The sequence below is a fragment of the Priestia sp. SIMBA_032 genome (assembly GCF_046535215.1).
GTDB lineage: Bacteria > Bacillota > Bacilli > Bacillales > Bacillaceae_H > Priestia > Priestia aryabhattai.
Window position 1 is genome coordinate 663,483 of sequence record NZ_JAWRXD010000002.1, and the last position, 24,497, is coordinate 687,979.

Consider the following 24,497-nt stretch of genomic DNA (forward strand, 5'->3'; position numbering starts at 1 on the left):
TACATGTGTGAGGGGGGATTTCTATGTTCCTCAAACGATTAGATATTGCAGGGTTCAAATCGTTTGCAGAAAAAGTATCGATAGATTTTGTGCCAGGTGTAACGGCGGTAGTAGGACCGAATGGAAGCGGAAAAAGCAACATTACGGATGCTATACGCTGGGTGCTTGGAGAACAGTCAGCCAAATCGCTTCGTGGAGGGAAAATGGAGGACATTATTTTTGCAGGAAGCGAATCACGCCGTGCGGTAAACGTGGCTGACGTAACGCTGACTTTGGAAAATGATGACCAGTTTCTCCCGCTTGATTATCATGAAGTTAGTATTACAAGGCGCGTGTACCGCTCAGGAGACAGTGAATTTTTTATTAACAACCAGCCGTGCCGTTTAAAAGATATTGTCGATTTATTTATGGACTCAGGACTTGGAAGAGAAGCTTTTTCGATTATCAGTCAAGGAAAAGTAGAAGAAGTACTAAGCAGTAAATCTGACGAGCGCCGTAAAATCTTTGAAGAAGCAGCAGGTGTATTAAAATACAAAACGCGTAAACGAAAAGCGGAGCTTCGACTTCTCGAAACGCAAGAAAATTTAAATCGAGTGGTAGATATTCTTCATGAAATTGAAGGTCAGTTAGAGCCTTTACAGATTCAATCGTCTATTGCAAAAGATTATTTGCAGAAAAAAGAAGAATTAGAACACATTGATGTGGCTGTTACGGTATTTGAAGTTGAAGATCTTCATCAGAAATGGGAAAAATTAAAAGCTGAAATGGCTCAGCACGAGCAGCTTGAAGAGTCTCTCGCGACGAATATTCGCACGCGTGAAGGAGAAATCCAGACTCTTCGTTTGCATATTCAGCAAATCGATGAACAACTAGACTCTTTACATAAAAAACTATTATATGTAAGTGAAGAAGTGGAAAAGCTAGAAGGCAAAAAAGAAGTATTAAAAGAGCGCAAGAAAAATGCTTCTCAAAATAAAGAGCAGCTGGAGCGTTTAGTAAAAGAGTATACTCATAAGCATCAAGAATTAAGTAAAGCAAAAGATAACGAAGGAAAAGATCTTGAGCAGTCTCAAAAAGAAGTGCAAGAGATACGTCTAAAGCTTACTGAGCAGGAGCAGTTGTTCAGGCAGTACAGTGAGAATTTAGAAGAAAAACTTGAACAGATGAAAAGCGAGTATTTTGAATTAGCGAACGCTCAAACATCCGCTCGAAATGAAATTTCATTTTTAGAGCAGCAAAAAATGCAAACGTTTGAAAAAGAGCAGCGTTTAACAAAATCCAACGAGCAATACGTAGAACAGCGCCGTGAATTAACGCAGCGAAAAGAAGCGGCGATCAAAAGGCTTGCTCAGTTTCGTCAAGAGCTTCAGCAGGCTATACAAGTGTATAAGCAGCAAGGAGAGAAGCTTGAGTCATTGAGGCAAGCCTATCGTAAACAAGAGTCTACGCTTTATCAAGCGTATCAGTACGTGCAGCAGACAAAATCACGAAAAGAAATGCTTGAAGAGATGCAAGAAGACTATGAAGGTTATTTTCACGGTGTAAAAGAAGTATTAAAAGCGCGTGATGAGAAGCTTGCAGGTATCAAAGGCGCCATTGCTGAGTTAATCAATGTTCCAAAAGAGTATGAAACAGGGCTTGAAATTGCGCTTGGAGGAGCAGCTCAGCATATCGTTGTTCAAGACGAACAAAGTGCACGTCAGGCAATTGGCTTTTTGAAACAAAACGGTTACGGAAGAGCTACATTTTTACCACTGACGTCTGTAAAAGACCGTTATGTTCCGGCTCAAACCATTTCTATGCTAGAGAGTCACGAAGCGTATGTAGGAATCGCTTCATCTCTTATTAAATACGAAGCTACCTACGACCGAGTTATTAAAAATTTGCTTGGCACCGTTATTGTTGTCAATGATTTAAAAGGTGCGAATGAACTTGCCCGTCTGGTGCAGCACCGCTATCGTTTTGTGACCGTTAAAGGAGATGTCGTCAACCCCGGCGGTTCGATGACAGGCGGTTCCATGAAGCAAAAGTCCAACTCTTTGTTAGGCCGTCAGCGTGAAGTGGAAGCCATTACGGCAAAAATAGAAGAGATGGAACAAAAGACGCTTGTGCTCGAGCAAGATGTGAAAGATAAAAAGTCACAGATTGAAGAGCTTCAACAGGAAATTAATAAACAGCAGGCATTTGTGGAACGCTTGAAAGAAAAAGAGCAGGAATCTGACCGAGAAGTAAAGCAAATTGACATCGAAGAAAAAGCAGTGAATGACCGCTTAACCATGTATGATCATGATATTGCTAGCTTTAGACAAGATCAAACAAACTTGTCCGCTCGAATTGATGAGCTGCATACGAGTTTGCAGGGAAACCAGCAGCAGGCAAATGTATTAGAGAAAAACATTGAAGAGTTAGCTGCACGCAAGCATACGCAGCAAACGTCTAAAGAAACGGTTCAACATGAGCTTACAGAAGTAAAAGTGCTTCTTGCGAAAAAAGAACAGTTCCTCACAAATCAGCAAGAAAAATATGAAAGAGTGTGCTTTGAGCTTGATCAAACCATTCAGCGTTTGTCCGAAGCTACAGATGATCTTTCTCTTTTAACAAGTGAAATCACGAGCAACGACTCGGGTGAGCTTCAGCTTGAAGAGGCGGCGCATGAGCGAATAAAAGAAAAGACAGAAACGTTACAATTAATGGATGACTGCAGATCAGAGCGCTTGAAAGCTCAGAATAAACTTGAAGACGAAGAGAGAATTGTAAAAGAGCTGCAGCGTCAGTACAAACAAATTACGGATGCTTTAAAAGATGAAGAAGTCAAAATCAATCGAATTGACGTAGAGCTAGACAGCCGTCTGCAGCAGCTGACAGAAGAGTACGAAATTAGCTTTGAAGCAGCAAAAGAAAAGTATCCTTTAACATTGGATATTCAAGAAGCAAGGAAAAAAATCAAGCTCATTAAGCTGGCAATTGATGAATTAGGAACCGTAAACTTAGGTTCTATTGAACAATACGAACGCGTTTCAGAGCGCTATGAATTTTTAAATACGCAGCGAGCGGACCTCGACGAAGCGAAAAATACCCTGTATCAAGTGATTGAAGAAATGGACGAGGAAATGAAGAAACGTTTTTCTGATACGTTCACTCGTATCCGCAATGAATTTGGTACAGTGTTCTCTTCCCTATTCGGAGGAGGAAAAGCGGATTTGAAATTAACGGATCCGAAAGATTTATTAAATACAGGGGTGGAAATTGTTGCCCAGCCTCCTGGGAAAAAACTGCAGAATCTAGGGTTGCTGTCAGGCGGCGAGCGTTCGTTAACGGCCATTGCCCTCCTGTTTTCTATTTTGAAAGTACGTCCAGTGCCATTTTGTGTGCTAGATGAGGTGGAAGCGGCGCTTGATGAAGCAAACGTTCATCGCTTTGCTACGTATTTACGCAAATTTAGTAATCAAACGCAGTTCATTGTTATTACTCACCGAAAAGGTACAATGGAAGAAGCTGATGTACTGTACGGTGTGACAATGCAAGAATCTGGCGTATCGAAATTAGTCTCTGTTCGTTTAGAAGAATCAAAGCAATATGTTTAACTCATAGAATGAAAGGGTGGTACGAATGAGCTTTTTTAAGAAACTAAAAGAAAAAATTACAATGCAAACCGATTCTGTTACACAAAAATTTAAAGATGGACTATCCAAAACGCGCAATTCTTTTTCAGAACGCGTCAATGATCTAGTGTCTCGCTATCGTCAAGTAGACGAAGAGTTTTTTGAGGAATTAGAAGAAATTTTAATTAGCGCTGACGTCGGTGTGGCTACCGTGTTGGATCTAATTGATGACTTGAAATCGGAAGTGAAACGCCGTAATATCAAGGACCCTCAAGATGTACAGGCTGTCATCTCTGAGAAATTAATTGATATTTATGAATCTGGTGAAGAGCAGATTGGTGAATTGAATATGCAGCAAAATGATTTAACGGTGATTTTGTTTGTAGGGGTAAACGGCGTTGGAAAAACAACAACAATTGGGAAGATTGCGCATAAATTCAAACAAGAAGGCAAAAAAGTCGTAATGGCGGCAGGAGATACGTTTCGTGCCGGTGCGATTGAGCAGTTAGAAGTATGGGGAGAACGCGTTGGTGTTGATGTTATTAAGCAATCTGCAGGCTCTGATCCTGCCGCTGTCATGTATGACGCTGTTCAGTCAGCCAAGGCTCGAAAAGCAGATGTTTTATTATGTGATACAGCAGGGCGCCTTCAAAACAAAGTGAATTTAATGAAAGAATTAGAGAAAGTAAAGCGTGTTATTGAGCGAGAAATTCCTGGTGCTCCTCATGAAGTACTCCTGGTGCTTGATGCGACGACGGGTCAAAACGCTTTAAGTCAGGCTAAAACATTCTCAGAAGCAACGAACGTGACGGGAATTGTGTTAACAAAACTAGACGGTACGGCTAAAGGCGGAATTGTTCTTGCCATTCGAAACGAACTGAAGCTTCCTGTTAAATTCGTTGGACTTGGAGAAAAAGTAGACGACCTTCAGCCGTTTGACACAGAGCAATATATCTATGGATTATTTGCCAATGCTGTAGAAGAAGAAACAGAAAAAGAGGCATAAGCTCAAAAGAGACTGGGATAAAAGTATCTAAGTTGAAGAAAGATCCGAACGATTAATCGTTCGGATTTTTTCATTGGTAGGGTGGACGCAGTTCTCATATTTATTCGTCTTTAAACTGAAGCAATTTAGTTATGTTACCATCTCTTTTAAGTGGGAAAATGTGAGGTGTTAAGGAAAAAACTTGACATTCAAACCTAGCCTAGTTAAACTAATAACATGTAAAGGCTTTTCACTTAACAAGGGGGCGGTCAGATGGTTGAAAAGAGCGTGCATATGCTCGAGAAAACAACAAGAATGAATTACTTATTTGACTTCTATCAGGCGCTGTTGACGCCCAAACAAAGAAGTTATATGTCACTTTATTACTTGGATGATTATTCCCTCGGTGAAATAGCGGAAGAATTTGATGTGAGTCGTCAAGCAGTTTATGATAATATAAAACGTACAGAGCAAATGCTTGAACAATATGAGGAAAAGCTATTGTTATTTCAACGGTTTCAAGAGCGTCAATCAATTGTTCAACAACTGAAAGACGAACTTGCAGCCGATTTAAACAAGAACAGTAAGCTTTCTTCTCTTCTTGATTCGCTCGAGAAATTAGATTAGGGGGCGGCGCATATGGCATTTGAAGGATTAGCCGACCGTTTGCAAAGCACACTGCAAAAGTTAAAAGGAAAAGGAAAAGTTAACGAAGCTGATGTTAAAGAAATGATGCGTGAAGTTAGACTTGCCCTTTTAGAAGCCGATGTAAACTTTAAAGTAGTAAAAGACTTTGTTAAGCGCGTAAGCGAACGTGCTGTAGGTCAAGACGTTCTTAAGAGCTTAACGCCTGGACAGCAAGTTATTAAGGTTGTACAAGAAGAATTAACTGCACTTATGGGCGGAGAGCAAAGCAAGATTGCAGTAGCTCCAAAAGCTCCAACTGTAATTATGATGGTTGGACTTCAAGGTGCAGGTAAAACAACAACAACTGGTAAACTTGCCAATTTATTACGTAAAAAATATAACCGTAATCCATTGCTTGTAGCAGCAGATATTTATCGTCCGGCAGCTATTAAACAGCTTGAAACACTAGGGAAACAGCTTAGCATGTCTGTTTTTTCATTAGGTGATCAAGTAAGTCCTGTGGAGATTGCGAAACAAGCTATTGCTCATGCGAAAGAAGAGCATCACGATTATGTATTAATTGATACAGCGGGACGTTTGCATGTTGATGAAAATCTAATGGAGGAGTTAGAACAGATCAAAGAGCTTTCTAACCCAGACGAAATTTTCCTTGTTGTCGATGCGATGACGGGTCAAGATGCAGTAAATGTTGCGGATAGCTTTAATAAGCAATTAGGATTAACTGGAGTTGTATTAACGAAACTAGACGGCGATACGCGCGGTGGTGCAGCGCTTTCTATTCGTGCAGTAACTGATACACCAATTAAGTTTGTCGGTCTTGGAGAAAAGATGGATGCTATTGAAGCATTCCATCCAGAGCGTATGGCTTCCCGTATCTTAGGTATGGGTGATGTGCTGACGCTTATCGAAAAGGCTCAGGCAAATGTAGATGCTGAAAAAGCAAAAGAGCTTGAAGCTAAGCTGCGCACGCAGTCATTTACATTTGATGACTTTTTAGATCAACTTGCTCAGGTGCGTCAAATGGGACCGCTTGATGAGCTAATTGGTATGCTTCCGGGCGCCAATAAAGTAAAGGGGCTCAAAAACCTGCAGGTTGATGAAAAGCAAATTAATCATGTAGAAGCAATCATTCGTTCTATGACGAAAGCGGAAAAAACAAACCCTGAAATCATTAATGCAAGTCGAAGAAAGCGTATTGCAAAAGGAAGCGGACGTTCTGTACAAGAAGTCAACCGTTTGCTTAAACAATTTGAAGACATGAAAAAAATGATGAAACAAATGACAAATATGTCAAAAGGTAAGAAAAAGGGTATGAAACTTCCATTCTTTTCATGATAAAACGCTTAATTTGGACTGAAAAACTAAAGAAAATAAAATATTTTTCTAGTGTTAAGAAAAAAACCTTTACAAACATTTTATCTATTTGATATTATATTATCTTGTTGAAACATATTCGGAGGTGCTTTATAAAATGGCAGTAAAAATTCGTTTAAAACGTATGGGAGCTAAAAAATCTCCTTTCTATCGTATCGTAGCAGCAGACTCTCGTTCACCACGTGATGGACGTTACATCGAAGTAGTTGGAACTTACAATCCTGTAGTTCAACCAGCTGAAGTTAAAATTGATGAAGAGCTAGCTCTTAAATGGTTACAAAATGGTGCTAAACCATCTGATACAGTTCGTAACCTTTTCTCTAACGAAGGCATCATGGAAAAATTCCATAATGCTAAATTAGGAAAATAATTTCACTCGAGATGACATCACTAATCGAAACAATTGTAAAGCCGCTTGTTGATTATCCAGCTGATGTTAAAGTGGAGGAACAAGAAGATGAACGTCAAGTGACGTACATCCTTACTGTTCACCAAGAAGATGTCGGCAAAGTAATCGGCAAACAAGGCCGCGTTGCAAAAGCGATTCGAACTGTTGTGAATGCAGCAGCATCACAGCAAGGTAAAAAAGTGTATGTGAAAATTCAAGAGTAATCAAAAAGGGAGAGGGATAACCTCGCCCTTTTTTTATGTTATGATAAGATGAACGTTTTAATCATAGTAAGTCTTTTGCGAGCAAGAAGCAGCTATTTCAATATGCATGCAAAAAGCACAAGGTCACTATCTTGAGGGCGGAGGGAACGTTTTGAACATTATTCAAAAAGTGGTTGTGAAACAAGTGTTAACTGAAGCAAGCAAACAAGATCTTGAAAATCGTTTTATACACCGCAAGCAGGCGCTTGAAAAGGAAATGGAACAGCTAAAATTTCAGTTAAAGCACATGGAAAAAGCCAATAAAGGTTCTTCTTTATTACATAGTCAATTTGAAAAAGAAAAATCCGCTCGCCTTGAAAAAATTGAAGTGTTGAACTTTCAGCTGACGCAATTAGAAAAGCTTCCTTTAGGGAGCGAACTTGTTGAAACGGAACTGGATGCCTTAGTAGAGGTAAAAATCGGCGATGATTGGGAAAAGATAAAAGAAAGTAAAACAATTATTATAAAAGATAGCAAAGTTGTTGAGATTAGATAGAGGTGAAGAAGCATGAAATGGTTTAAGGTTGGAAAAATTGTGAATACCCATGGTGTAAAAGGAGAAGTTCGTATTGTATCAACTACGGATTTTGCTGATGAGCGCTATGAAAAAGGAAATAAACTTTATATCTTCAAAGAAAAGCAAAGCGAGCCGGTAGAAGTAACGGTAGCAAGCCATCGCAGGCATAAAAATTTTGATCTGCTTACATTGGAAGGCTATCATAACGTAAATGATGTTGAGCAGTATAAAAACTGCGAAGTGAAAATTCCTGAGGATCAGCTAACGGATTTAGAAGATGGTGAATTCTATTTCCACGAAATTATTGGCTGTACGGTAAAAACAGAAGACGGAGTAGAGGTAGGAACGGTAAAAGAAATTTTAACGCCGGGAGCTAATGATGTGTGGGTCGTTAAAAAAGGCGGAAAAGAAGTTCTTATTCCTTACATCGACGACGTTGTACAATCTATTGATATAGATGAAAAAGAGATTGTTATTACAGTAATGGAAGGGTTATTGGACTAATGAAAATTGATGTACTATCGCTATTTCCTTCTATGTTTGACGGTGTTTTTGGTGAATCAATTTTAAAAAAAGCACAGGAAAAAAATGCGGTTGAACTGAATGTGGTTAATTTCCGAGAATATTCTACGAACAAACATCAAAATGTGGACGATTATCCTTACGGCGGAGGTGCTGGAATGGTATTGACACCTCAGCCTATTTTTGACGCTGTAGAGAAGCTGACTGAAACAGCTAAGAAGCCCCGGGTGATTTTGCTTTGTCCGCAAGGAGAACGCTATACGCAGGCAAAAGCAGAAGAGCTAGCAGCAGAAGAGCATTTAATTTTTATTTGCGGTCATTACGAAGGATATGATGAACGAATTCGTGAGCAGCTGGTAACTGATGAGATTTCAATTGGTGACTATGTATTAACTGGAGGAGAGCTTGGTGCAATGGTTGTGATCGATAGCGTTGTTCGCCTGCTTCCTGATGTGCTCGGCAATAATCATTCAGCTGTACAAGACTCACACAGTACAGGTTTACTAGAGCACCCTCACTATACGCGTCCTGCTGATTTTAGAGGCTTAACAGTTCCTGAAGTACTTATGTCAGGAAATCATAAAAAAATTGAACAGTGGCGCCAAAAAGAGTCTTTAAAGCGCACGTTGCTTCGAAGACCGGATATGCTTGAAAAAATGGAGCTAACAGAAGAGCAAAAGAAACTAGTAGCTCAATTAAAAGAAGAAAACCAGCTTTCATAAATCCATAAAATTTATGCATAAACTCTGTTGCATACGGTATAAGAGTGTGCTAAGATAGATTTTGTGGCTTGGGCAGATGTCTGGTCACCTATAACGATGTTCCGCTGCAATGATTGAAAAGCATTGGTATGAGCGTCTGTTGGAAGGAGTTGAAACACGCGATGCAAAAATTAATCGAAGAGATTACAAAAGAACAATTAAAAACAGATCTTCCTACGTTCCGTCCTGGTGATACTGTACGTGTACACGTAAATATCGTTGAGGGTACTCGTGAACGTGTTCAGGTATTTGAAGGTGTTGTTATTAAGCGTCGTGGCGGTGGTATCAGCGAAACATTTACAGTACGTAAGATTTCTTACGGTGTAGGTGTAGAGCGTACATTCCCACTTCATACGCCAAAAATTGCAAAAATCGAAGTAATGCGCCGCGGTAAAGTACGCCGTGCGAAACTTTATTACCTACGTGAATTACGTGGTAAAGCTGCGCGTATTAAAGAAATTCGATAATAGTAAAGGGGAGCTTGTTCATACAAGCTCCTTTTTTCAAATGTTTTTTTAGAACGATTCGTTCTCTGACAGGAAAAAATAGACGTACAAGTCATCATTTTTTTATTCTATTTTATTTATTAGGCGTTTCAAACATTATCGTTTAAAATAAAGGTATGACATAAGAGTTGGAGGACTGAAGATGGCTCGAAAGAAAAATGAACTGTGGGAATGGATAAAAGCAATCGCCATTGCCGTACTGTTAGCTGTTGTAATTCGCTATTTTTTGTTTGCCCCGATTGTAGTAGATGGACTTTCTATGATGCCTACGCTGCATGATCAAAATCGAATGATTGTAAATAAGTTCTCCTATAAGATTGGTGATCCTGATCGCTTTGATATTATTGTTTTTCATGCTACAGCGGAAAAAGATTACATAAAACGTATTATCGGACTGCCGGGTGATCATATTGAGTATCGAAATGATACGCTGTATGTAAATGGAAAAGCTTATAAAGAGCCCTATTTAGATCAGTATAAAAAAGAAGTGATTGACGGTAATTTAACCGAAGATTTTAAACTAGAAGACGTAACGGGTAAAAAGACCGTGCCAGAAGGCTATTTGTTCGTGATGGGAGACAATCGACGCTACAGTAAAGACAGCCGTCAGATTGGCTTTGTGAGCATGGACAAGGTGCTTGGTAAAACGAGCGCTGTATACTGGCCGATTAAAGAAGCGCGTTTTGCAAAGTAAAATATAAAAGGTGAGTAAAATATGACAATTCAATGGTTTCCTGGTCATATGGCCAAGGCCAGAAGACAAGTAACTGAAAAGCTAAAATTGATTGATATTGTATACGAACTGGTTGATGCACGCATTCCGCAATCATCGCGAAATCCGATGATTGATGAGATTATTGTGAACAAGCCGAGAATCGTATTGCTGAATAAAGTGGACAAAGCGGATCCGCGCGTTACTCAGCAGTGGTTAGATTATTATAAAGAACAAGGTATTTATGCCTTAGCTATTGACGCACAAGCAGGTAAAGGAATGAAACAAATTGTTTCGTCTTCCAAAGAACTTCTTCAAGAGAAGTTTGACCGTATGCGCGCAAAAGGGGTTAAAAAACCCCGCGCTATTCGTGCGATGATTGTAGGGATTCCTAATGTCGGTAAATCAACGCTGATTAATCGCCTTGCCAGCAAAAAAATCGCCAAGACGGGAGACCGTCCAGGCGTGACGCAGGCACAGCAGTGGATTAAGGTAGGAAATGAGCTGGAGCTGCTTGATACGCCAGGTATTTTGTGGCCTAAGTTTGAAGATGAAACAGTTGGATATAAGCTTGCGACAACGGGTGCTATCAAAGATACCATTTTAAATATGCAAGATGTCGCTGTTTATGCACTGCGCTTCTTAACTAGCCATTATCCAGAACAATTAAAGCAGCGTTATGATTTAAATGAAATCCCTGAAGACATTGTAGAGCTTTTTGATGCAATTGGGTCGCGCCGCGGCTGTTTAATGGGTGGCGGCATGGTGGATTACGATAAAACGGCTGAGCTTGTTCTTCGAGAAATTCGAACGGATAAAATTGGCACCTTTACATTTGATGATCCAAGTGAAGCTGAACAGCAGCTGTAAGCAATACATTGCGAACTGAAACAAAAAACGCCTCTGCCTTTTTAGCATGAGGCGTTTTTTATGTAAAGGTGCCGTGTGAAAATGTTGATATAAAGAAGGTGGAGCTAATGAAAAAAAGTATTAAGGAGATAAAAGAAGAACTAAAGCAAGTGAGAAGCCCGGAAGATGCTTTATTTAAGGCATATGCACAAGATGAGCGTAAAGGTGTGCAGCAGGTTATTATTCAAAAACAAAGGCAATTTGAAGCCGCTGAGCGTTTGAAGAAACAGTTTGATGAAATGATGGCATATGAAAACGAACTATACAATCAAGGAGCAACCTATATTGCCGGAGTAGATGAAGTAGGAAGAGGACCGTTAGCAGGACCGGTAGTAGCTGCTGCTGTTATTTTGCCTCCGGATTTTTTTCTCCCTGGTTTGACGGATTCAAAGAAGTTATCAGAGGCAAAGCGAGAAGAATTTTATGAAGAAATTTGTAAAAGCGCTGTCGCTATCGGTATAGGTATTATAGGCGCAGAGGTCATTGATTCTATTAATATTTATGAAGCAACAAAAAAGGCAATGACTGAAGCCATTGAACTGCTGGCTGTTCAGCCTGATGAACTGCTCATTGATGCGATGAAGCTGCCGGTGCCTATTTCGCAGCAGTCAATCATCAAAGGCGATGCTACAAGCATTTCGATTGCTGCAAGCTCTGTTATTGCAAAAGTGACGCGAGATCGAATGATGAAAGAACTTGGTGAACGCTATCCTGCATACGGATTCGAAAAACATATGGGATATGGAACAAAACAACATTTAGAAGCAATCGAACAATATGGAATTTTGCCAGAACATCGCCGATCTTTTGCACCGATAAAAAAACAAGTGAAATAGAACATGATACCCGAGCATATCTCTGCTTTTTAGCGCATGTTTCAATGCGGGATTCTAGGCTTAAAAAGAATATAGCGCTATGTAAGCGGAGATATTGGAGCGGGAAAAGTTCGTAAATTCTTTTTTTCTCCGCTTGCTTTAGTTATGAAGGTTGATTTACACAGTCAACCACACGTTTAACGTCCGCAGAGTCTCACCATCTTCATAAGGTATGGTTAAGTACTATCTCCATAAAAATATCAATTTTCTTATTATTTCAATATTTTTCACTAGAATAGTAGACAATTAGACAATTATTTTTATACAATGAAAGCGCAGTCTATTTTGTGCAGTATAGTTTTGTGGTTGATTATGTTAGGAGGATGGGAAATGAATATCCATGAGTATCAAGGAAAAGAACTACTCAGAAAATATGGGGTTGCAGTACCAAACGGTCGAGTAGCTTTTACTGTTGAAGAAGCAGTTGAAGCAGCAAAGGAATTAGGTTCACAAGTATCAGTGGTGAAAGCACAAATCCATGCTGGTGGACGCGGTAAAGCGGGCGGTGTCAAAGTAGCAAAAAACTTAGATGAAGTTCGTACATATGCACAAGATATTTTAGGAAAGACCCTCGTAACGCACCAAACAGGCCCTGAAGGAAAAGAAGTTAAGCGCTTGTTAGTTGAAGAGGGATGCGATATTAAGAAAGAATACTACATCGGTTTAGTTCTTGATCGTGCAACGTCTCAAGTTGTACTGATGGGTTCTGAAGAAGGTGGAACTGAAATTGAAGAAGTGGCGGAAAAAACGCCTGAAAAAATCTTTAAAGAATATGTAGATCCTGCGATTGGTTTACAAGCATTCCAAGCTCGCAGACTTGCATTTAATATTAATATTCCAAAAGAATTAGTTGGAAAAGCAGTTAAATTCATGACAGGTTTATATACAGTATTTGTTGAAAAAGACTGCTCAATTGCAGAGATTAACCCTCTAGTTGTAACAGGTGACGGAGACGTTATGGCATTGGATGCGAAGTTAAACTTTGATTCAAATGCGCTGTATCGCCAAAAAGATATTCTTGAATATCGTGACCTTGAAGAGGAAGATGCTAAAGAAATTGAAGCATCTAAATACGACTTAAGCTACATTTCACTAGACGGTAACATCGGTTGTATGGTAAACGGTGCAGGTTTAGCGATGGCAACGATGGATATTATTAAGCATTACGGAGGCGACCCTGCTAACTTCCTAGATGTTGGGGGCGGCGCAACTGCTGAAAAAGTAACAGAAGCATTCAAAATTATTTTATCTGACCAAAATGTAAAAGGTATTTTCGTTAATATTTTCGGCGGGATTATGAAATGTGATGTTATTGCAACAGGTGTTGTTGAAGCAACGAAACAAGTTGGATTAAGCCTTCCATTAGTTGTTCGCTTAGAAGGAACAAACGTTGAACTTGGAAAAGAAATTTTACAAAAATCAGGCTTAAATATCACAGCTGCTGAATCTATGGCAGACGGCGCACAAAAAATCGTTTCACTAGTGAAATAGAAAGGCTGGGGGATAGGAATGAGCGTATTTATTAATCAAGATACAAAAGTAATTGTACAAGGAATTACAGGCGGAGTTGGCCTTTTTCATACACAGCAAATGTTAGAATATGGAACAAAAATTGTTGGCGGCGTAACGCCAGGTAAAGGCGGCTTAGAAGTAGAAGGTGTTCCGGTATTTAATACGGTTGCCGAGGCAAAAGAAAAAACAGGCGCAACGGCTTCTGTTGTATATGTTCCACCAGCATTCGCAGCTGACTCCATTATTGAAGCAGTTGACGCAGATTTAGATTTAGTTATTTGTATTACGGAAGGTATTCCAGTATTAGATATGGTAAAAGTAAAGCGTTATATGGAAGGAAAACGTACCCGCCTTGTAGGACCTAACTGCCCAGGTGTTATTACACCGGAAGAATGTAAAATTGGAATTATGCCAGGGTACATTCACAAAAAAGGTCATGTAGGTGTAGTTTCTCGTTCTGGTACATTAACATATGAAGCTGTTCATCAACTTTCTGAAGCTGGCATTGGCCAATCAACAGCTGTTGGTATCGGCGGTGACCCGGTGAATGGCACGAACTTTATCGATGTATTAAAAGCGTTTAATGAAGATGAAGATACGTATGCAGTAATTATGATTGGGGAAATCGGTGGTACGGCAGAAGAAGAAGCGGCAGAATGGGTAAAAGCAAATATGACAAAACCTGTTGTCGGCTTCATTGGCGGTCAAACAGCGCCTCCAGGAAAACGTATGGGCCATGCTGGTGCGATTATTTCAGGTGGTAAAGGGACAGCGTCTGAAAAAATTAAAACAATGAATGAGTGCGGTATCCAAGTAGCTGAAACACCATCTGTTATGGGAGAAACACTTATTAAAGTGTTAAAAGAACAAGGCATTTACGAGCAGTGTAAGACTCATTAATAGAAGACATATAGCCTCCTTTGACCGGGGGCTATTTTGTCCATTTAAAAAGGAGATTGTAGAATGTCTGGTTTACGGGAAAAATTAATTCATTTAGCACATTGTCCATCTGTTAATTGGAAACAAATTTTTACGCTACTTCAACAGAATTCTTCATTACAAAATCTCTACGAGTACTCTCCATCACAGCTTCAAAAACTATTGACTCTCTCGATTGAACGTGCTAATCAAATAAAAAAAGATTTGCAAACTATTCCAATACGAGATATTCTAGATAAATATGACGCTGAGAATATTCAATGTGTCACCATCCTAGATGATGAATATCCTGAACTTTTGCGCCATATTTATGATCCGCCTTGGGTATTATTTGCAAGAGGAAACTTGTCTCTTCTACACGCTTCGGCAAGCTTGAGCGTTGTAGGAACAAGAAATCCCACTTCCTATGGAACTGCAGCTCTGACTCATATTGTAAAGCCGATGCTACATGAAGAATTTGTTGTTGTAAGTGGACTAGCCTTAGGAATTGACCAGGCTGCTCATGAACTGGCTATCGCTGAAAAAGCTAAAACGATTGCAGTTTTAGGCGGAGGGTTTTATAATATTTACCCAAGAGGAAACCAAAATTTAGCAAGACAAATTGCGCAGCATCATTTGCTGCTTTCTGAATATGCCCCGTTTATGAAGCCGACGAAATGGTTTTTCCCTCGCAGAAACAGAATCATTAGCGGATTAACAGGAGGCACGCTGGTGGTGCAAGCAAAAGAAAGAAGTGGATCTTTTATTACCGCCGACCAGGCGCTTCAGCAAGGAAGAGAAGTATTTGCCATACCGGGTTCTATTTTTGAAGAAACATCATGTGGAACGAATAAGTTAATCCAATTAGGGGCAAAACTTGTGCAAAGCGCTGCTGATATTACAGATGAAATGATGTATATAAGATGAATGTTTCAAAGTAGTCATATTCTTGCATGGTATGAAATACTAGTGAGATACGTAGGAAAATCGTATGACTTATCTTTTTGACATTTGACAAACAAGAACCAAATATTTAATAATAATGAAGATTTTATTCTACCTCTTGAGGAGGAACAAATAGATGTCTGACTACCTAGTAATTGTAGAATCGCCTGCAAAGGCTAAAACAATTGAACGTTATTTAGGAAAGAAATATAAAGTAAAAGCATCGATGGGACATGTTCGCGATTTACCTAAAAGTCAAATGGGAATTGATATTGAACAAGATTACAATCCGAAATATATTACAATTCGCGGGAAAGGCCCGGTTTTAAAAGAACTAAAAACAGCGGCTAAAAAAGCAAAAAAGATTTACCTAGCAGCCGATCCAGACCGTGAAGGAGAAGCGATTGCATGGCATTTGGCGCACAGTTTGGATGTAGACATTGCATCGGACTGCCGCGTAGTATTTAACGAGATTACAAAAGAAGCGATTAAAGAATCTTTTAAACATCCACGAGCAATTAATATGGATTTAGTAGATGCTCAACAAGCACGCCGTATTCTTGACAGGCTGGTTGGCTACAACATCAGTCCATTGCTGTGGAAAAAAGTGAAAAAAGGATTAAGTGCCGGAAGGGTTCAATCAATTGCAGTGCGGTTAATTATTGATCGTGAAAAAGAAATTGCAAAGTTTATCCCAGAAGAATACTGGACGGTAAAAGCAACCTTTCAAAAAGGAAACGACCAATTTGAAGGCCAGTTAATCGAATATCAAGGAAAAAAAGTAGAGCTATCAAATGAAGATGATGTAACCAACATTGTCAAACAATTAGATGGAAATGAATTTTCAATTTCTAAAGTAACAAAACGTGAGCGAAAGCGTAATGCGGCTCCTTCTTTTACCACGTCTTCATTACAGCAAGAGGCAGCGCGGAAACTGAACTTCCGAGCGAAAAAAACAATGATGATTGCGCAGCAATTATATGAAGGAATTGATTTAGGAAAAGAAGGTACAGTAGGTCTTATCACGTATATGCGTACCGATTCTACTCGTATTTCAGAAACAGCTCAAACAGAAGCTAGAGATTACATTACGAACGCGTACGGAAATCAGTTTGTGGCAACGGAAAAGCGTAAAGAAAAGAAGAATTCAAATGCGCAAGATGCCCACGAAGCGATTCGACCAACTTCAGCTCTTCGTAAACCAGGAGAGGTAAAAGAGTTCTTATCGCGTGATCAGTATCGACTGTATAAGTTAGTATGGGAGCGCTTCGTTGCTAGTCAAATGGCACCTGCAATTATGGATACAATGGCTGTAGATTTGAAAAATGGAGACGTAACATTTAGAGCGAACGGCTCAAAAGTTAAATTTCCAGGCTTTATGAAAGTGTATGTTGAAGGCAATGATGATCAAGTGGAGGAAAAAGAAAATCTTCTTCCAGACTTAGAAGAAGGAGAAGTAGCGTATTCTAAGGACATCGATGAAAAGCAGCACTTCACACAGCCGCCGCCAAGATATACAGAAGCTCGTTTAGTCAAGACATTAGAAGAGCTAGGCATTGGCCGACCGTCTACATATGCTCCAACACTTGATACGATTCAAAAGCGCGGATACGTAGCGCTTGATAACAAGCGTTTTGTTCCAACAGAACTTGGAGAAATTGTACTAGAGCTTGTATTGGAGTTTTTCCCGGAAATTTTAGATGTAGAGTTTACAGCTAAAATGGAAAACGATTTGGATGAAGTGGAAGATGGTAATGTTCAATGGGTGCGTGTTATTGACGAATTTTACAGTGATTTTGAAAAACGCTTAGAACATGCTGAAAAAGAAATGCGCGAAGTGGAGATTAAAGATGAACCTGCCGGAGAAGATTGTGAAGAATGCGGTTCACCTATGGTATACAAAATGGGACGCTATGGAAAATTTATGGCATGCTCTAATTTCCCTGACTGCCGCAACACAAAGCCAATTGTAAAAGAGATTGGCGTAAAGTGTCCGAAATGTGAAGAAGGAAATATCGTTGAGCGAAAATCGAAGAAAAAGCGCACATTTTATGGCTGTGATCGATTCCCGGGCTGTGACTTCGTATCTTGGGATAAGCCGATTGCAAGAAAATGTCCGAAATGTGAAAATCTGCTTGTGGAGAAGAAACAGAAAAAAGGAACTCAAGTTGTCTGTACAAGTTGTGATTATAAAGAGGAAGCTCAGCAGTAAAAGAGAATGGGATGAATTCCCACACTTTAAATTTAAAAATAGCAGTTATATAAGATGCGGCGACATTGCTTCATGTGCTAAAATGGAAACGTTATTAGCGACATTGAGTAATGTCGCATTTTCTTTGTCCCGTTAAAAAAAGAAAAGACAATTGAATGAATAAGGAAAATGATAGAAAAGATAGAAATGAAGTTGGAGGATTTACAATGAATGAACAAGTAATTAATGTTATCGGAGCAGGTCTTGCTGGAAGTGAAGCAGCTTGGCAAATCGCAAAGCGCGGTTTGAAAGTCCGTCTTTATGAGATGAGACCAGTGAAGCAAACACCTGCTCATCATACGGACAAATTTGCTGAATTAGTATGTAGTAATTCACTGCGTGCGAATACACTAACAAATGCAGTTGGTGTTTTAAAAGAAGAAATGCGATTATTAGACTCTGTAATTATTCGTTCAGCAGACGAGTGTGCGGTTCCAGCAGGTGGAGCATTGGCTGTTGACCGTCACGAATTTGCCGCTCGTGTGACGGAAAGCGTTAAAAACCATCCAAACGTAACGGTTGTTAATGAAGAGATTACGGAAATTCCGCAGGGACCAACTGTTATTGCAACAGGTCCGTTAACGTCAAAAGATTTATCGGAACAGCTGCGCGCGTTAACAAGTGAAGATTATTTATATTTTTACGATGCGGCTGCACCTATTATTGAAAAAGACAGCATTGATATGGATAAAGTATATCTTAAATCTCGCTATGATAAAGGGGAAGCTGCCTATTTAAACTGTCCGATGACAAAAGAAGAATTCCAGCGTTTTCATGAAGCATTAATCAATGCAGAGACAGTTCCTTTAAAAGAATTTGAGAAAGAAATTTATTTTGAGGGATGTATGCCAATTGAAGTAATGGCTTCACGCGGAGAAAAAACAATGCTCTTTGGACCAATGAAACCAGTTGGGTTAGAAGATCCGAAAACTGGAAAGCGACCTTATGCAGTTGTTCAGCTTCGTCAAGATGATGCAGCAGGTACACTATATAATATCGTAGGTTTCCAGACACATTTAAAATGGGGAGCACAAAAAGAAGTATTAAGCTTAATCCCAGGTTTAGAAAATGCAGAAGTAGTGCGCTACGGAGTTATGCATAGAAATACGTTTATTAATTCTCCTAAATTGTTAAAGCCTACGTATCAATATCGTGAGCGTGATGACTTATTCTTTGCTGGACAAATGACGGGAGTAGAAGGATATGTAGAATCAGCTGCGAGCGGATTAATGGCAGGAATGAACGCAGCTCGACTTGTGCTTGGTGAAGAATTGGTTGTATTGCCGCAGGAAACGGCGATTGGCAGTATGGCTCACTATATCACTCATACAAGCGCTAAAAACTTCCAGCCGATGAATGCCAACTTTGGCTTATTCAAAGAATTGGAAGTGCGAATCAAAAACAAACAAGAACGAAATGAAACGCTTGCTAAACGAGCATTGGAAACTATTCAGAATTTTACAACAAAATAATCAAAATTGTTTGCAAGGGCTACTTAATTGTGATAATATTTAGTAGCCCTTGTGAGGTGATAACATTGGAATTTGTTAAAGATGTATTAAATTCCTTTCTAGAATATTTACAAATTGAGAAAAATTATTCAAAATATACAGTTGACTGCTATGAAAAAGACATAGGTATCTTCATGTCTTTTATGCAGGAAGAGCAAATACAAAACCTACAAAGTGTTACATATGCTGATGCAAGGTTGTTTTTAACACGCCTATATGAAAAGCAGTATTCAAAAAGATCGATGTCACGCAAAATTTCTTGTTTGAGAACGTTTTATCGGTACTTAAATAGAGAAGAATTAGTAGAAGATAATCCATTTGCGCTCGTTACCCTTCCTAAAAAGGAAGAGCGAAATCCTCGCTTCCTGTATGAAGAGGAGATTGTGAAATTATTTCAAATGAATGACTTAACAACTCCGTTAGGGCAGCGTAATCAGTCTCTATTAGAATTGCTGTATGCCACCGGAATACGAGTGAGTGAATGTGCATCTATTAAGCTTAGCGATATAGATTTTTCACTTCAAACTTTGCTCGTATATGGCAAAGGGAAAAAACAACGGTACGTGCCATTTGGCTGTTATGCCAAGGACGTTCTTAGAGTATATATAGATAATGGAAGAAAGCTTCTTTTAAAAAAGGCTCCTTCTGATACTCATTCGCTCTTTTTAAATTATAAGGGGACACCGTTGACAGACCGAGGCATACGCTTAGTCATTGATCAGTTAGTAAAGAAAACCGCTGAGAATATACATATTAGTCCACACGTTTTGCGGCATACTTTTGCGACTCATATGTTAAATGAAGGGGCAGATTTACGTACAGTTCAAGAAATGCTAGGTCATGAACATTTATCAACCACTCAAATATACACACATGTGACGAAGGATCGTTTAAAGGCAGTTTATATGAATCACCATCCTCGCGCATAAAAGGAGGAGTTAATTTGTCTACTTTCCATGCTACTACGATTTTTGCGGTTCAGCATAACGGTCAATGTGCCATGTCTGGGGACGGACAAGTAACGTTTGGAAATGCTGTTGTGATGAAACATACTGCTCGAAAAGTAAGACGTCTATTTCAAGGGCAAGTTCTTGCCGGCTTTGCAGGTTCAGTAGCTGATGCATTCACTCTTTTTGAATTATTTGAAACGAAGCTTGAAGAGTATAACGGAAATCTTCAGCGTGCAGCCGTTGAGCTTGCTAAACAATGGAGAAGTGACAAAGTATTGCGAAAGTTAGAAGCAATGCTTATTGTTATGAACAAAGATAACTTACTGTTAGTATCAGGAACAGGTGAAGTTATTGAACCGGACGACGGCATTTTAGCAATTGGATCAGGCGGAAATTATGCTTTATCAGCGGGACGTGCATTAAAACAACATGCAGGCGAACATTTAACAGCTAAAGAAATTGCAAAAGCAGCTTTAGATGTAGCAAGTGAGATATGTGTTTATACAAATGATCATATTATTGTAGAAGAACTGTAGGAAAGGGGATTTTTTTATGAATTCTCATTTAACACCTCGACAAATTGTAGAAAAGCTCGATCAGTATATTATTGGTCAAACGAAGGCAAAGAAAGCGGTCGCTGTTGCGCTGCGAAACCGCTATCGACGCGGTCTGCTAGACGAATCTTTACGTGATGAAGTTGTGCCGAAAAACATTTTAATGATTGGTCCTACAGGTGTGGGTAAAACCGAGATTGCACGCCGCTTAGCTAAGCTTGTCGGTGCACCTTTTATTAAGGTTGAGGCAACAAAATTTACGGAAGTTGGCTATGTAGGACGCGATGTAGAATCAATGGTTCGTGATTTAGTGGAAACGTCAGTTCGACTTGTAAAAGAAGAAAAAATGAACGGCGTGCGTGATCGTGCAGAAGAAAATGCAAACAAGCGGATAGTAGAGCTTCTTGTTCCAAGCAAAAAGAAGCAGCAATCGTTTAAAAATCCGTTTGAAATGATTTTTTCAAACGGTACACAGTCAAGCGATACGGATCCTGATCAAGATGAGGAAACGAATATTGCCACGAAGCGCAAGCAGATTGCTCATCAGCTTGCTTTAGGAGAGCTTGAAAATCATTATGTCACAATTGAAGTAGAAGAGCAACAGCCTTCTATGTTTGATATGTTACAAGGTTCGGGTATGGAACAAATGGGCATGAACATGCAGGATGCCTTAAGTAATTTTATGCCTAAGAAACAAAAAAAGCGCAAACTTACTGTTAAAGATGCACGAAAAGTATTAACAAATGAAGAAGCGCAAAAATTGATTGATATGGATGAAGTGACGCAAGAAGCTGTGAATCGTGCAGAACAATACGGAATTATCTTTATTGACGAAATTGATAAAATTGCTCAGAAAAGTGGTAATTCATCTTCAGCTGATGTTTCACGTGAAGGCGTGCAGCGAGACATTTTACCAATTGTAGAAGGATCAACGATTGTGACCAAATATGGCGCAGTCAAAACTGATCATGTTTTATTTGTAGCAGCGGGTGCTTTCCATGTATCAAAACCGTCGGATTTAATTCCAGAATTGCAAGGTCGATTCCCAATTCGCGTTGAATTAACGAAGCTAACCGTTGAAGATTTTATAAACATTTTAGTAGAGCCCGATAATGCGTTATTAAAGCAATATGCGGCATTATTGGAAACTGAAGGTATACAAATTGAATTTTCTGACGATGCTATACGTAAGATTGCAGAAATTGCATATCAGGTAAATCAAGATACAGACAATATTGGTGCAAGAAGGCTTCATACGATTTTAGAACGTTTGCTAGAGGATTTATCGTTTGAAGCACCAGAAGTAACATTAGAGAAAATTGTGATTACTCCGCAGTACGTGGAAGAAAAATTAGAAAAAATCGCTAAAAACAAAGATTTGAGTCAATTTATTTTATAGAACTGAAATCGCAGGAGGAAGAGTACTAATGGATTTATTAGGGAAAACTAGAAAGATTAATGCAATGCTACAAAAAGCAGCTGGTAAACCAGTAAACTTTAAAGAAATGGCTGAAACACTTTGCGAAGTGATCGAATCAAACGTATTCGTAGTAAGCCGTCGCGGTAAATTATTAGGAATCGCTGTTAAACAGCAAATTGAGAATGCGCGTATGAAAGATATGTTAGAAGCACGCCAGTTCCCAGAAGAGTATACTCAAAGCCTATTTAACATTCAAGAAACATCTTCTAACTTAAACATTGAAAGTCAATATACAGCTTTCCCTGTTGAAAATAAAGACTTATTTGATGCAGGACTAACAACGATCGTTCCAATTATCGGAGGCGGAGAGCGTCTAGGTACGCTTGTACTATCTCGTTTAGACCGTCAGTTCGAAGACGATGATTTGATCCTTGCTGAATACGGTGCAACGGTAGTTGGTATGGAAATTCTTCGTGAAAAAGCAGAAGAAATTGAAGAAGAAGCGCGTAGCAAAGCTGTTGTACAAATGGCCATTAGCTCATTATCATACAGTGAGTTAGAAGCTATTGAGCACATCTTTGAAGAGTTAAATGGAAATGAAGGACTATTAGTAGCAAGTAAAATTGCTGACCGCGTTGGAATTACACGTTCAGTAATCGTAAATGCGCTACGTAAATTAGAAAGTGCTGGCGTTATCGAATCACGTTCTTTAGGAATGAAAGGAACTTACATTAAAGTTCTTAACAACAAATTCTTAGTAGAGCTTGAAAAATTAAAATCTAACTAAGTTTATGAACCAAAAAGCACACGGGCTTTGCGCGTGTGCTTTTTTTGTATGCTCTCAGTACGAAAAGATTCGCTGTGGGTTAAGACGATTCGTTCACTAGTTTATAAATCTTTAACAAGCTCCATATAAAAATCTAAAAATTATATTATAGAATCTTTAAATAGTAAAAAGATACTAGTTGATTACAAATCGTTACTTTTATTACATATTGTTCAGGACTTATGGTGTATATTTTGATTTAGAATTTAAAAAATAGAGCTAAAGTATAGCATTGATGTTAAAATATGCTTGGAAAATCGAAGAAAAATTTGGTTTATAGTCCAAAAGTTCTTAAAAAAGGATAGACATTGCATGAAGTTTTTCTTACAATAAGTTCTATGGTACTAAAGTCGAAATTTGTCTCATTTTTGAGGAAAATAGAATAGATAAGCAGGTGTAAGAATTGAGTTTGTTTTCAACTACTTTTCAAACAATTGAAAATGGAATTAGCTATGCGTCACAAAAGCAGCAGACGGTTGCACAAAATATCGCAAACGTTGATACTCCAAATTATAAATCGAAAACAGTATCGCGTACGAGTGAATTTCGAGATTTATTACATAACGAGTTAGAAGCATATCAGACTGATTCAAAACATATCCCATTTTCCGGTTCATCTCAGCGAGTAATTACCCAGCAAGGAAACACTTCCTATCAAGCAAATGGAAACAATGTGGATATGGATAAAGAGATGGCGGATATGGCTGAAAATCAAATTTACTATGAGGCGCTAGTAGATCGTTTAAATGGAAAATTTAATTCTCTTCAAACAGTCATTAGAGGAGGTAAATAAGTTTGACTATTTTTCAAAATATGAATATTACATCTTCAGCTTTAACTGCCAATCGTTTAAGGATGGACGTTGTTTCATCTAACATGGCGAATGCTGAAACGACAAGAGGGACGTACGTTAATGGTGAGTGGCAGCCTTACAAAAGAAAAATGGTTGTCATGCAGTCTAATCGTTCGCCTTCTTTTTCGTCTCTCTTACACTCCGAAATCAATAAAAGTCAAAACAATGGTGTAAAAGTCACAGATATCGTAGAAGATGATACTCCTTTTAATTTAGTATATAATCCGACGCATCCAGATGCGAATGACCAAGGGTACGTGCAGATGCCGAACGTAGATCCCTTAAAGGAAATGACGGATTTAATTAGTGCTACTCGATCCTATGAAGCAAACGTGACGGTCTTTAATACAAACAAAAGTATATTAACAAAGACGTTAGAAATTGGAAAATAAAGGAGAGATAAAATGATTAATGGTATCAGCAATCAAATAGCAATAGCAAAAACAGCAGCTTCTACTAGCACTGGACAAACAACTCAACAGTTTTCAACGTTTTTAAAAGACTCAATCAATGAGTTGAACAATACTCAACGTGCTTCGGATATAGCGACTGAAAAGCTTGCTAAAGGAGAAAATGTCGAACTCCAAGATGTGATGATTACTGCTCAAAAAGCAAGTATTACGATGCAAACGGCTCTTGAAATACGCAATAAAGCTGTTGAAGCCTATCAGGAAATGATGAGAATGCAAATGTAA

The 24,497-nt window shown here is 38.9% G+C and carries 25 protein-coding genes; all 25 read left to right on the forward strand.

Features of this window, described 5'->3' with window-relative positions; translation table 11 throughout:
- Positions 1–23: 23 nt before the first annotated feature.
- A complete protein-coding gene (gene smc / locus SB717_RS09365) occupies positions 24–3,584 on the forward strand; it encodes a chromosome segregation protein SMC (protein ID WP_410903608.1) in 3,561 nt (1,186 codons plus the stop codon).
- Between the two features lie 25 nt (positions 3,585–3,609).
- Complete coding sequence (ftsY, locus tag SB717_RS09370) at positions 3,610–4,608, forward strand: signal recognition particle-docking protein FtsY (protein ID WP_013058902.1); 999 nt, start codon at positions 3,610–3,612, stop codon at positions 4,606–4,608.
- Between the two features lie 273 nt (positions 4,609–4,881).
- Positions 4,882–5,214, forward strand: coding sequence for a putative DNA-binding protein (locus tag SB717_RS09375; protein WP_013058901.1), 333 nt, complete (start codon positions 4,882–4,884; stop codon positions 5,212–5,214).
- A 12-nt stretch (positions 5,215–5,226) separates the two neighbouring features.
- Positions 5,227–6,570 (forward strand): signal recognition particle protein, encoded by a 1,344-nt coding sequence (ffh, locus tag SB717_RS09380; protein WP_013058900.1) that lies wholly within the window; start codon positions 5,227–5,229, stop codon positions 6,568–6,570.
- 136 nt (positions 6,571–6,706) lie between these two features.
- A complete protein-coding gene (gene rpsP / locus SB717_RS09385) occupies positions 6,707–6,979 on the forward strand; it encodes a 30S ribosomal protein S16 (protein ID WP_013058899.1) in 273 nt (90 codons plus the stop codon).
- A gap of 11 nt (positions 6,980–6,990) precedes the next feature.
- A complete protein-coding gene (locus SB717_RS09390) occupies positions 6,991–7,221 on the forward strand; it encodes a KH domain-containing protein (protein ID WP_013058898.1) in 231 nt (76 codons plus the stop codon).
- A 151-nt stretch (positions 7,222–7,372) separates the two neighbouring features.
- Positions 7,373–7,756: a YlqD family protein gene (locus SB717_RS09395; protein WP_074677965.1), complete on the forward strand. Its 384-nt coding sequence runs from the start codon at positions 7,373–7,375 to the stop codon at positions 7,754–7,756.
- 12 nt (positions 7,757–7,768) lie between these two features.
- Complete coding sequence (rimM, locus tag SB717_RS09400; protein ID WP_074677305.1) at positions 7,769–8,281, forward strand: ribosome maturation factor RimM; 513 nt, start codon at positions 7,769–7,771, stop codon at positions 8,279–8,281.
- Complete coding sequence (trmD, locus tag SB717_RS09405; RefSeq protein ID WP_057243091.1) at positions 8,281–9,021, forward strand: tRNA (guanosine(37)-N1)-methyltransferase TrmD; 741 nt, start codon at positions 8,281–8,283, stop codon at positions 9,019–9,021. Before rimM ends, trmD begins: the two co-directional genes overlap by 1 nt.
- 161 nt (positions 9,022–9,182) lie before the next feature.
- The gene (gene rplS, locus SB717_RS09410; protein WP_013084808.1) at positions 9,183–9,527 is read left to right on the forward strand and encodes a 50S ribosomal protein L19; all 345 of its coding nucleotides are present in this window, start codon (positions 9,183–9,185) and stop codon (positions 9,525–9,527) included.
- 181 nt (positions 9,528–9,708) lie between these two features.
- Positions 9,709–10,260 (forward strand): signal peptidase I, encoded by a 552-nt coding sequence (gene lepB / locus SB717_RS09415; protein WP_013058893.1) that lies wholly within the window; start codon positions 9,709–9,711, stop codon positions 10,258–10,260.
- Positions 10,261–10,281: 21 nt separating this feature from the next.
- Entirely contained in the window at positions 10,282–11,148 is an 867-nt protein-coding gene (gene ylqF, locus SB717_RS09420; protein WP_025750333.1) for a ribosome biogenesis GTPase YlqF, read from the forward strand.
- Positions 11,149–11,255: 107 nt separating this feature from the next.
- Positions 11,256–12,023 (forward strand): ribonuclease HII, encoded by a 768-nt coding sequence (locus SB717_RS09425; protein ID WP_074677301.1) that lies wholly within the window; start codon positions 11,256–11,258, stop codon positions 12,021–12,023.
- Positions 12,024–12,392: 369 nt separating this feature from the next.
- Positions 12,393–13,553, forward strand: coding sequence for an ADP-forming succinate--CoA ligase subunit beta (gene sucC, locus SB717_RS09430; RefSeq protein WP_013058890.1), 1,161 nt, complete (start codon positions 12,393–12,395; stop codon positions 13,551–13,553).
- Between the two features lie 18 nt (positions 13,554–13,571).
- On the forward strand, positions 13,572–14,474 hold the full coding sequence (gene sucD / locus SB717_RS09435; RefSeq protein ID WP_013058889.1) for a succinate--CoA ligase subunit alpha: 903 nt from the start codon (positions 13,572–13,574) through the stop codon (positions 14,472–14,474).
- A gap of 63 nt (positions 14,475–14,537) precedes the next feature.
- On the forward strand, positions 14,538–15,419 hold the full coding sequence (dprA, locus tag SB717_RS09440; RefSeq protein WP_074677299.1) for a DNA-processing protein DprA: 882 nt from the start codon (positions 14,538–14,540) through the stop codon (positions 15,417–15,419).
- A 154-nt stretch (positions 15,420–15,573) separates the two neighbouring features.
- On the forward strand, positions 15,574–17,649 hold the full coding sequence (gene topA / locus SB717_RS09445) for a type I DNA topoisomerase (RefSeq protein WP_028411437.1): 2,076 nt from the start codon (positions 15,574–15,576) through the stop codon (positions 17,647–17,649).
- Between the two features lie 206 nt (positions 17,650–17,855).
- Entirely contained in the window at positions 17,856–19,160 is a 1,305-nt protein-coding gene (gene trmFO, locus SB717_RS09450; RefSeq protein ID WP_025750330.1) for an FADH(2)-oxidizing methylenetetrahydrofolate--tRNA-(uracil(54)-C(5))-methyltransferase TrmFO, read from the forward strand.
- A 65-nt stretch (positions 19,161–19,225) separates the two neighbouring features.
- Complete coding sequence (gene xerC / locus SB717_RS09455) at positions 19,226–20,128, forward strand: tyrosine recombinase XerC (RefSeq protein WP_074677297.1); 903 nt, start codon at positions 19,226–19,228, stop codon at positions 20,126–20,128.
- A 14-nt stretch (positions 20,129–20,142) separates the two neighbouring features.
- On the forward strand, positions 20,143–20,685 hold the full coding sequence (gene hslV / locus SB717_RS09460) for an ATP-dependent protease subunit HslV (protein WP_013058884.1): 543 nt from the start codon (positions 20,143–20,145) through the stop codon (positions 20,683–20,685).
- Between the two features lie 16 nt (positions 20,686–20,701).
- Entirely contained in the window at positions 20,702–22,102 is a 1,401-nt protein-coding gene (gene hslU / locus SB717_RS09465) for an ATP-dependent protease ATPase subunit HslU (RefSeq protein WP_057243086.1), read from the forward strand.
- A gap of 28 nt (positions 22,103–22,130) precedes the next feature.
- Complete coding sequence (codY, locus tag SB717_RS09470) at positions 22,131–22,910, forward strand: GTP-sensing pleiotropic transcriptional regulator CodY (protein ID WP_013058882.1); 780 nt, start codon at positions 22,131–22,133, stop codon at positions 22,908–22,910.
- Positions 22,911–23,352: 442 nt separating this feature from the next.
- Positions 23,353–23,742, forward strand: a complete 390-nt coding sequence (gene flgB, locus SB717_RS09475) for a flagellar basal body rod protein FlgB (protein ID WP_074677295.1) — start codon at positions 23,353–23,355, stop codon at positions 23,740–23,742.
- Positions 23,743–23,744: 2 nt separating this feature from the next.
- Entirely contained in the window at positions 23,745–24,194 is a 450-nt protein-coding gene (flgC, locus tag SB717_RS09480) for a flagellar basal body rod protein FlgC (RefSeq protein WP_410903609.1), read from the forward strand.
- A gap of 12 nt (positions 24,195–24,206) precedes the next feature.
- Complete coding sequence (fliE, locus tag SB717_RS09485; protein WP_014458432.1) at positions 24,207–24,497, forward strand: flagellar hook-basal body complex protein FliE; 291 nt, start codon at positions 24,207–24,209, stop codon at positions 24,495–24,497.

Coding starts and splice junctions, on each gene's coding strand:
- smc (WP_410903608.1), top strand. CDS start 24: ATGTTCCTCAAACGATTAGATATTGCAGGGTTCAAATCGTTTGCAGAA.
- ftsY (WP_013058902.1), top strand. CDS start 3,610: ATGAGCTTTTTTAAGAAACTAAAAGAAAAAATTACAATGCAAACCGAT.
- SB717_RS09375 (WP_013058901.1), top strand. CDS start 4,882: ATGCTCGAGAAAACAACAAGAATGAATTACTTATTTGACTTCTATCAG.
- ffh (WP_013058900.1), top strand. CDS start 5,227: ATGGCATTTGAAGGATTAGCCGACCGTTTGCAAAGCACACTGCAAAAG.
- rpsP (WP_013058899.1), top strand. CDS start 6,707: ATGGCAGTAAAAATTCGTTTAAAACGTATGGGAGCTAAAAAATCTCCT.
- SB717_RS09390 (WP_013058898.1), top strand. CDS start 6,991: ATGACATCACTAATCGAAACAATTGTAAAGCCGCTTGTTGATTATCCA.
- rimM (WP_074677305.1), top strand. CDS start 7,769: ATGAAATGGTTTAAGGTTGGAAAAATTGTGAATACCCATGGTGTAAAA.
- trmD (WP_057243091.1), top strand. CDS start 8,281: ATGAAAATTGATGTACTATCGCTATTTCCTTCTATGTTTGACGGTGTT.
- rplS (WP_013084808.1), top strand. CDS start 9,183: ATGCAAAAATTAATCGAAGAGATTACAAAAGAACAATTAAAAACAGAT.
- lepB (WP_013058893.1), top strand. CDS start 9,709: ATGGCTCGAAAGAAAAATGAACTGTGGGAATGGATAAAAGCAATCGCC.
- ylqF (WP_025750333.1), top strand. CDS start 10,282: ATGACAATTCAATGGTTTCCTGGTCATATGGCCAAGGCCAGAAGACAA.
- SB717_RS09425 (WP_074677301.1), top strand. CDS start 11,256: ATGAAAAAAAGTATTAAGGAGATAAAAGAAGAACTAAAGCAAGTGAGA.
- sucC (WP_013058890.1), top strand. CDS start 12,393: ATGAATATCCATGAGTATCAAGGAAAAGAACTACTCAGAAAATATGGG.
- sucD (WP_013058889.1), top strand. CDS start 13,572: ATGAGCGTATTTATTAATCAAGATACAAAAGTAATTGTACAAGGAATT.
- dprA (WP_074677299.1), top strand. CDS start 14,538: ATGTCTGGTTTACGGGAAAAATTAATTCATTTAGCACATTGTCCATCT.
- topA (WP_028411437.1), top strand. CDS start 15,574: ATGTCTGACTACCTAGTAATTGTAGAATCGCCTGCAAAGGCTAAAACA.
- trmFO (WP_025750330.1), top strand. CDS start 17,856: ATGAATGAACAAGTAATTAATGTTATCGGAGCAGGTCTTGCTGGAAGT.
- hslU (WP_057243086.1), top strand. CDS start 20,702: ATGAATTCTCATTTAACACCTCGACAAATTGTAGAAAAGCTCGATCAG.
- codY (WP_013058882.1), top strand. CDS start 22,131: ATGGATTTATTAGGGAAAACTAGAAAGATTAATGCAATGCTACAAAAA.
- fliE (WP_014458432.1), top strand. CDS start 24,207: ATGATTAATGGTATCAGCAATCAAATAGCAATAGCAAAAACAGCAGCT.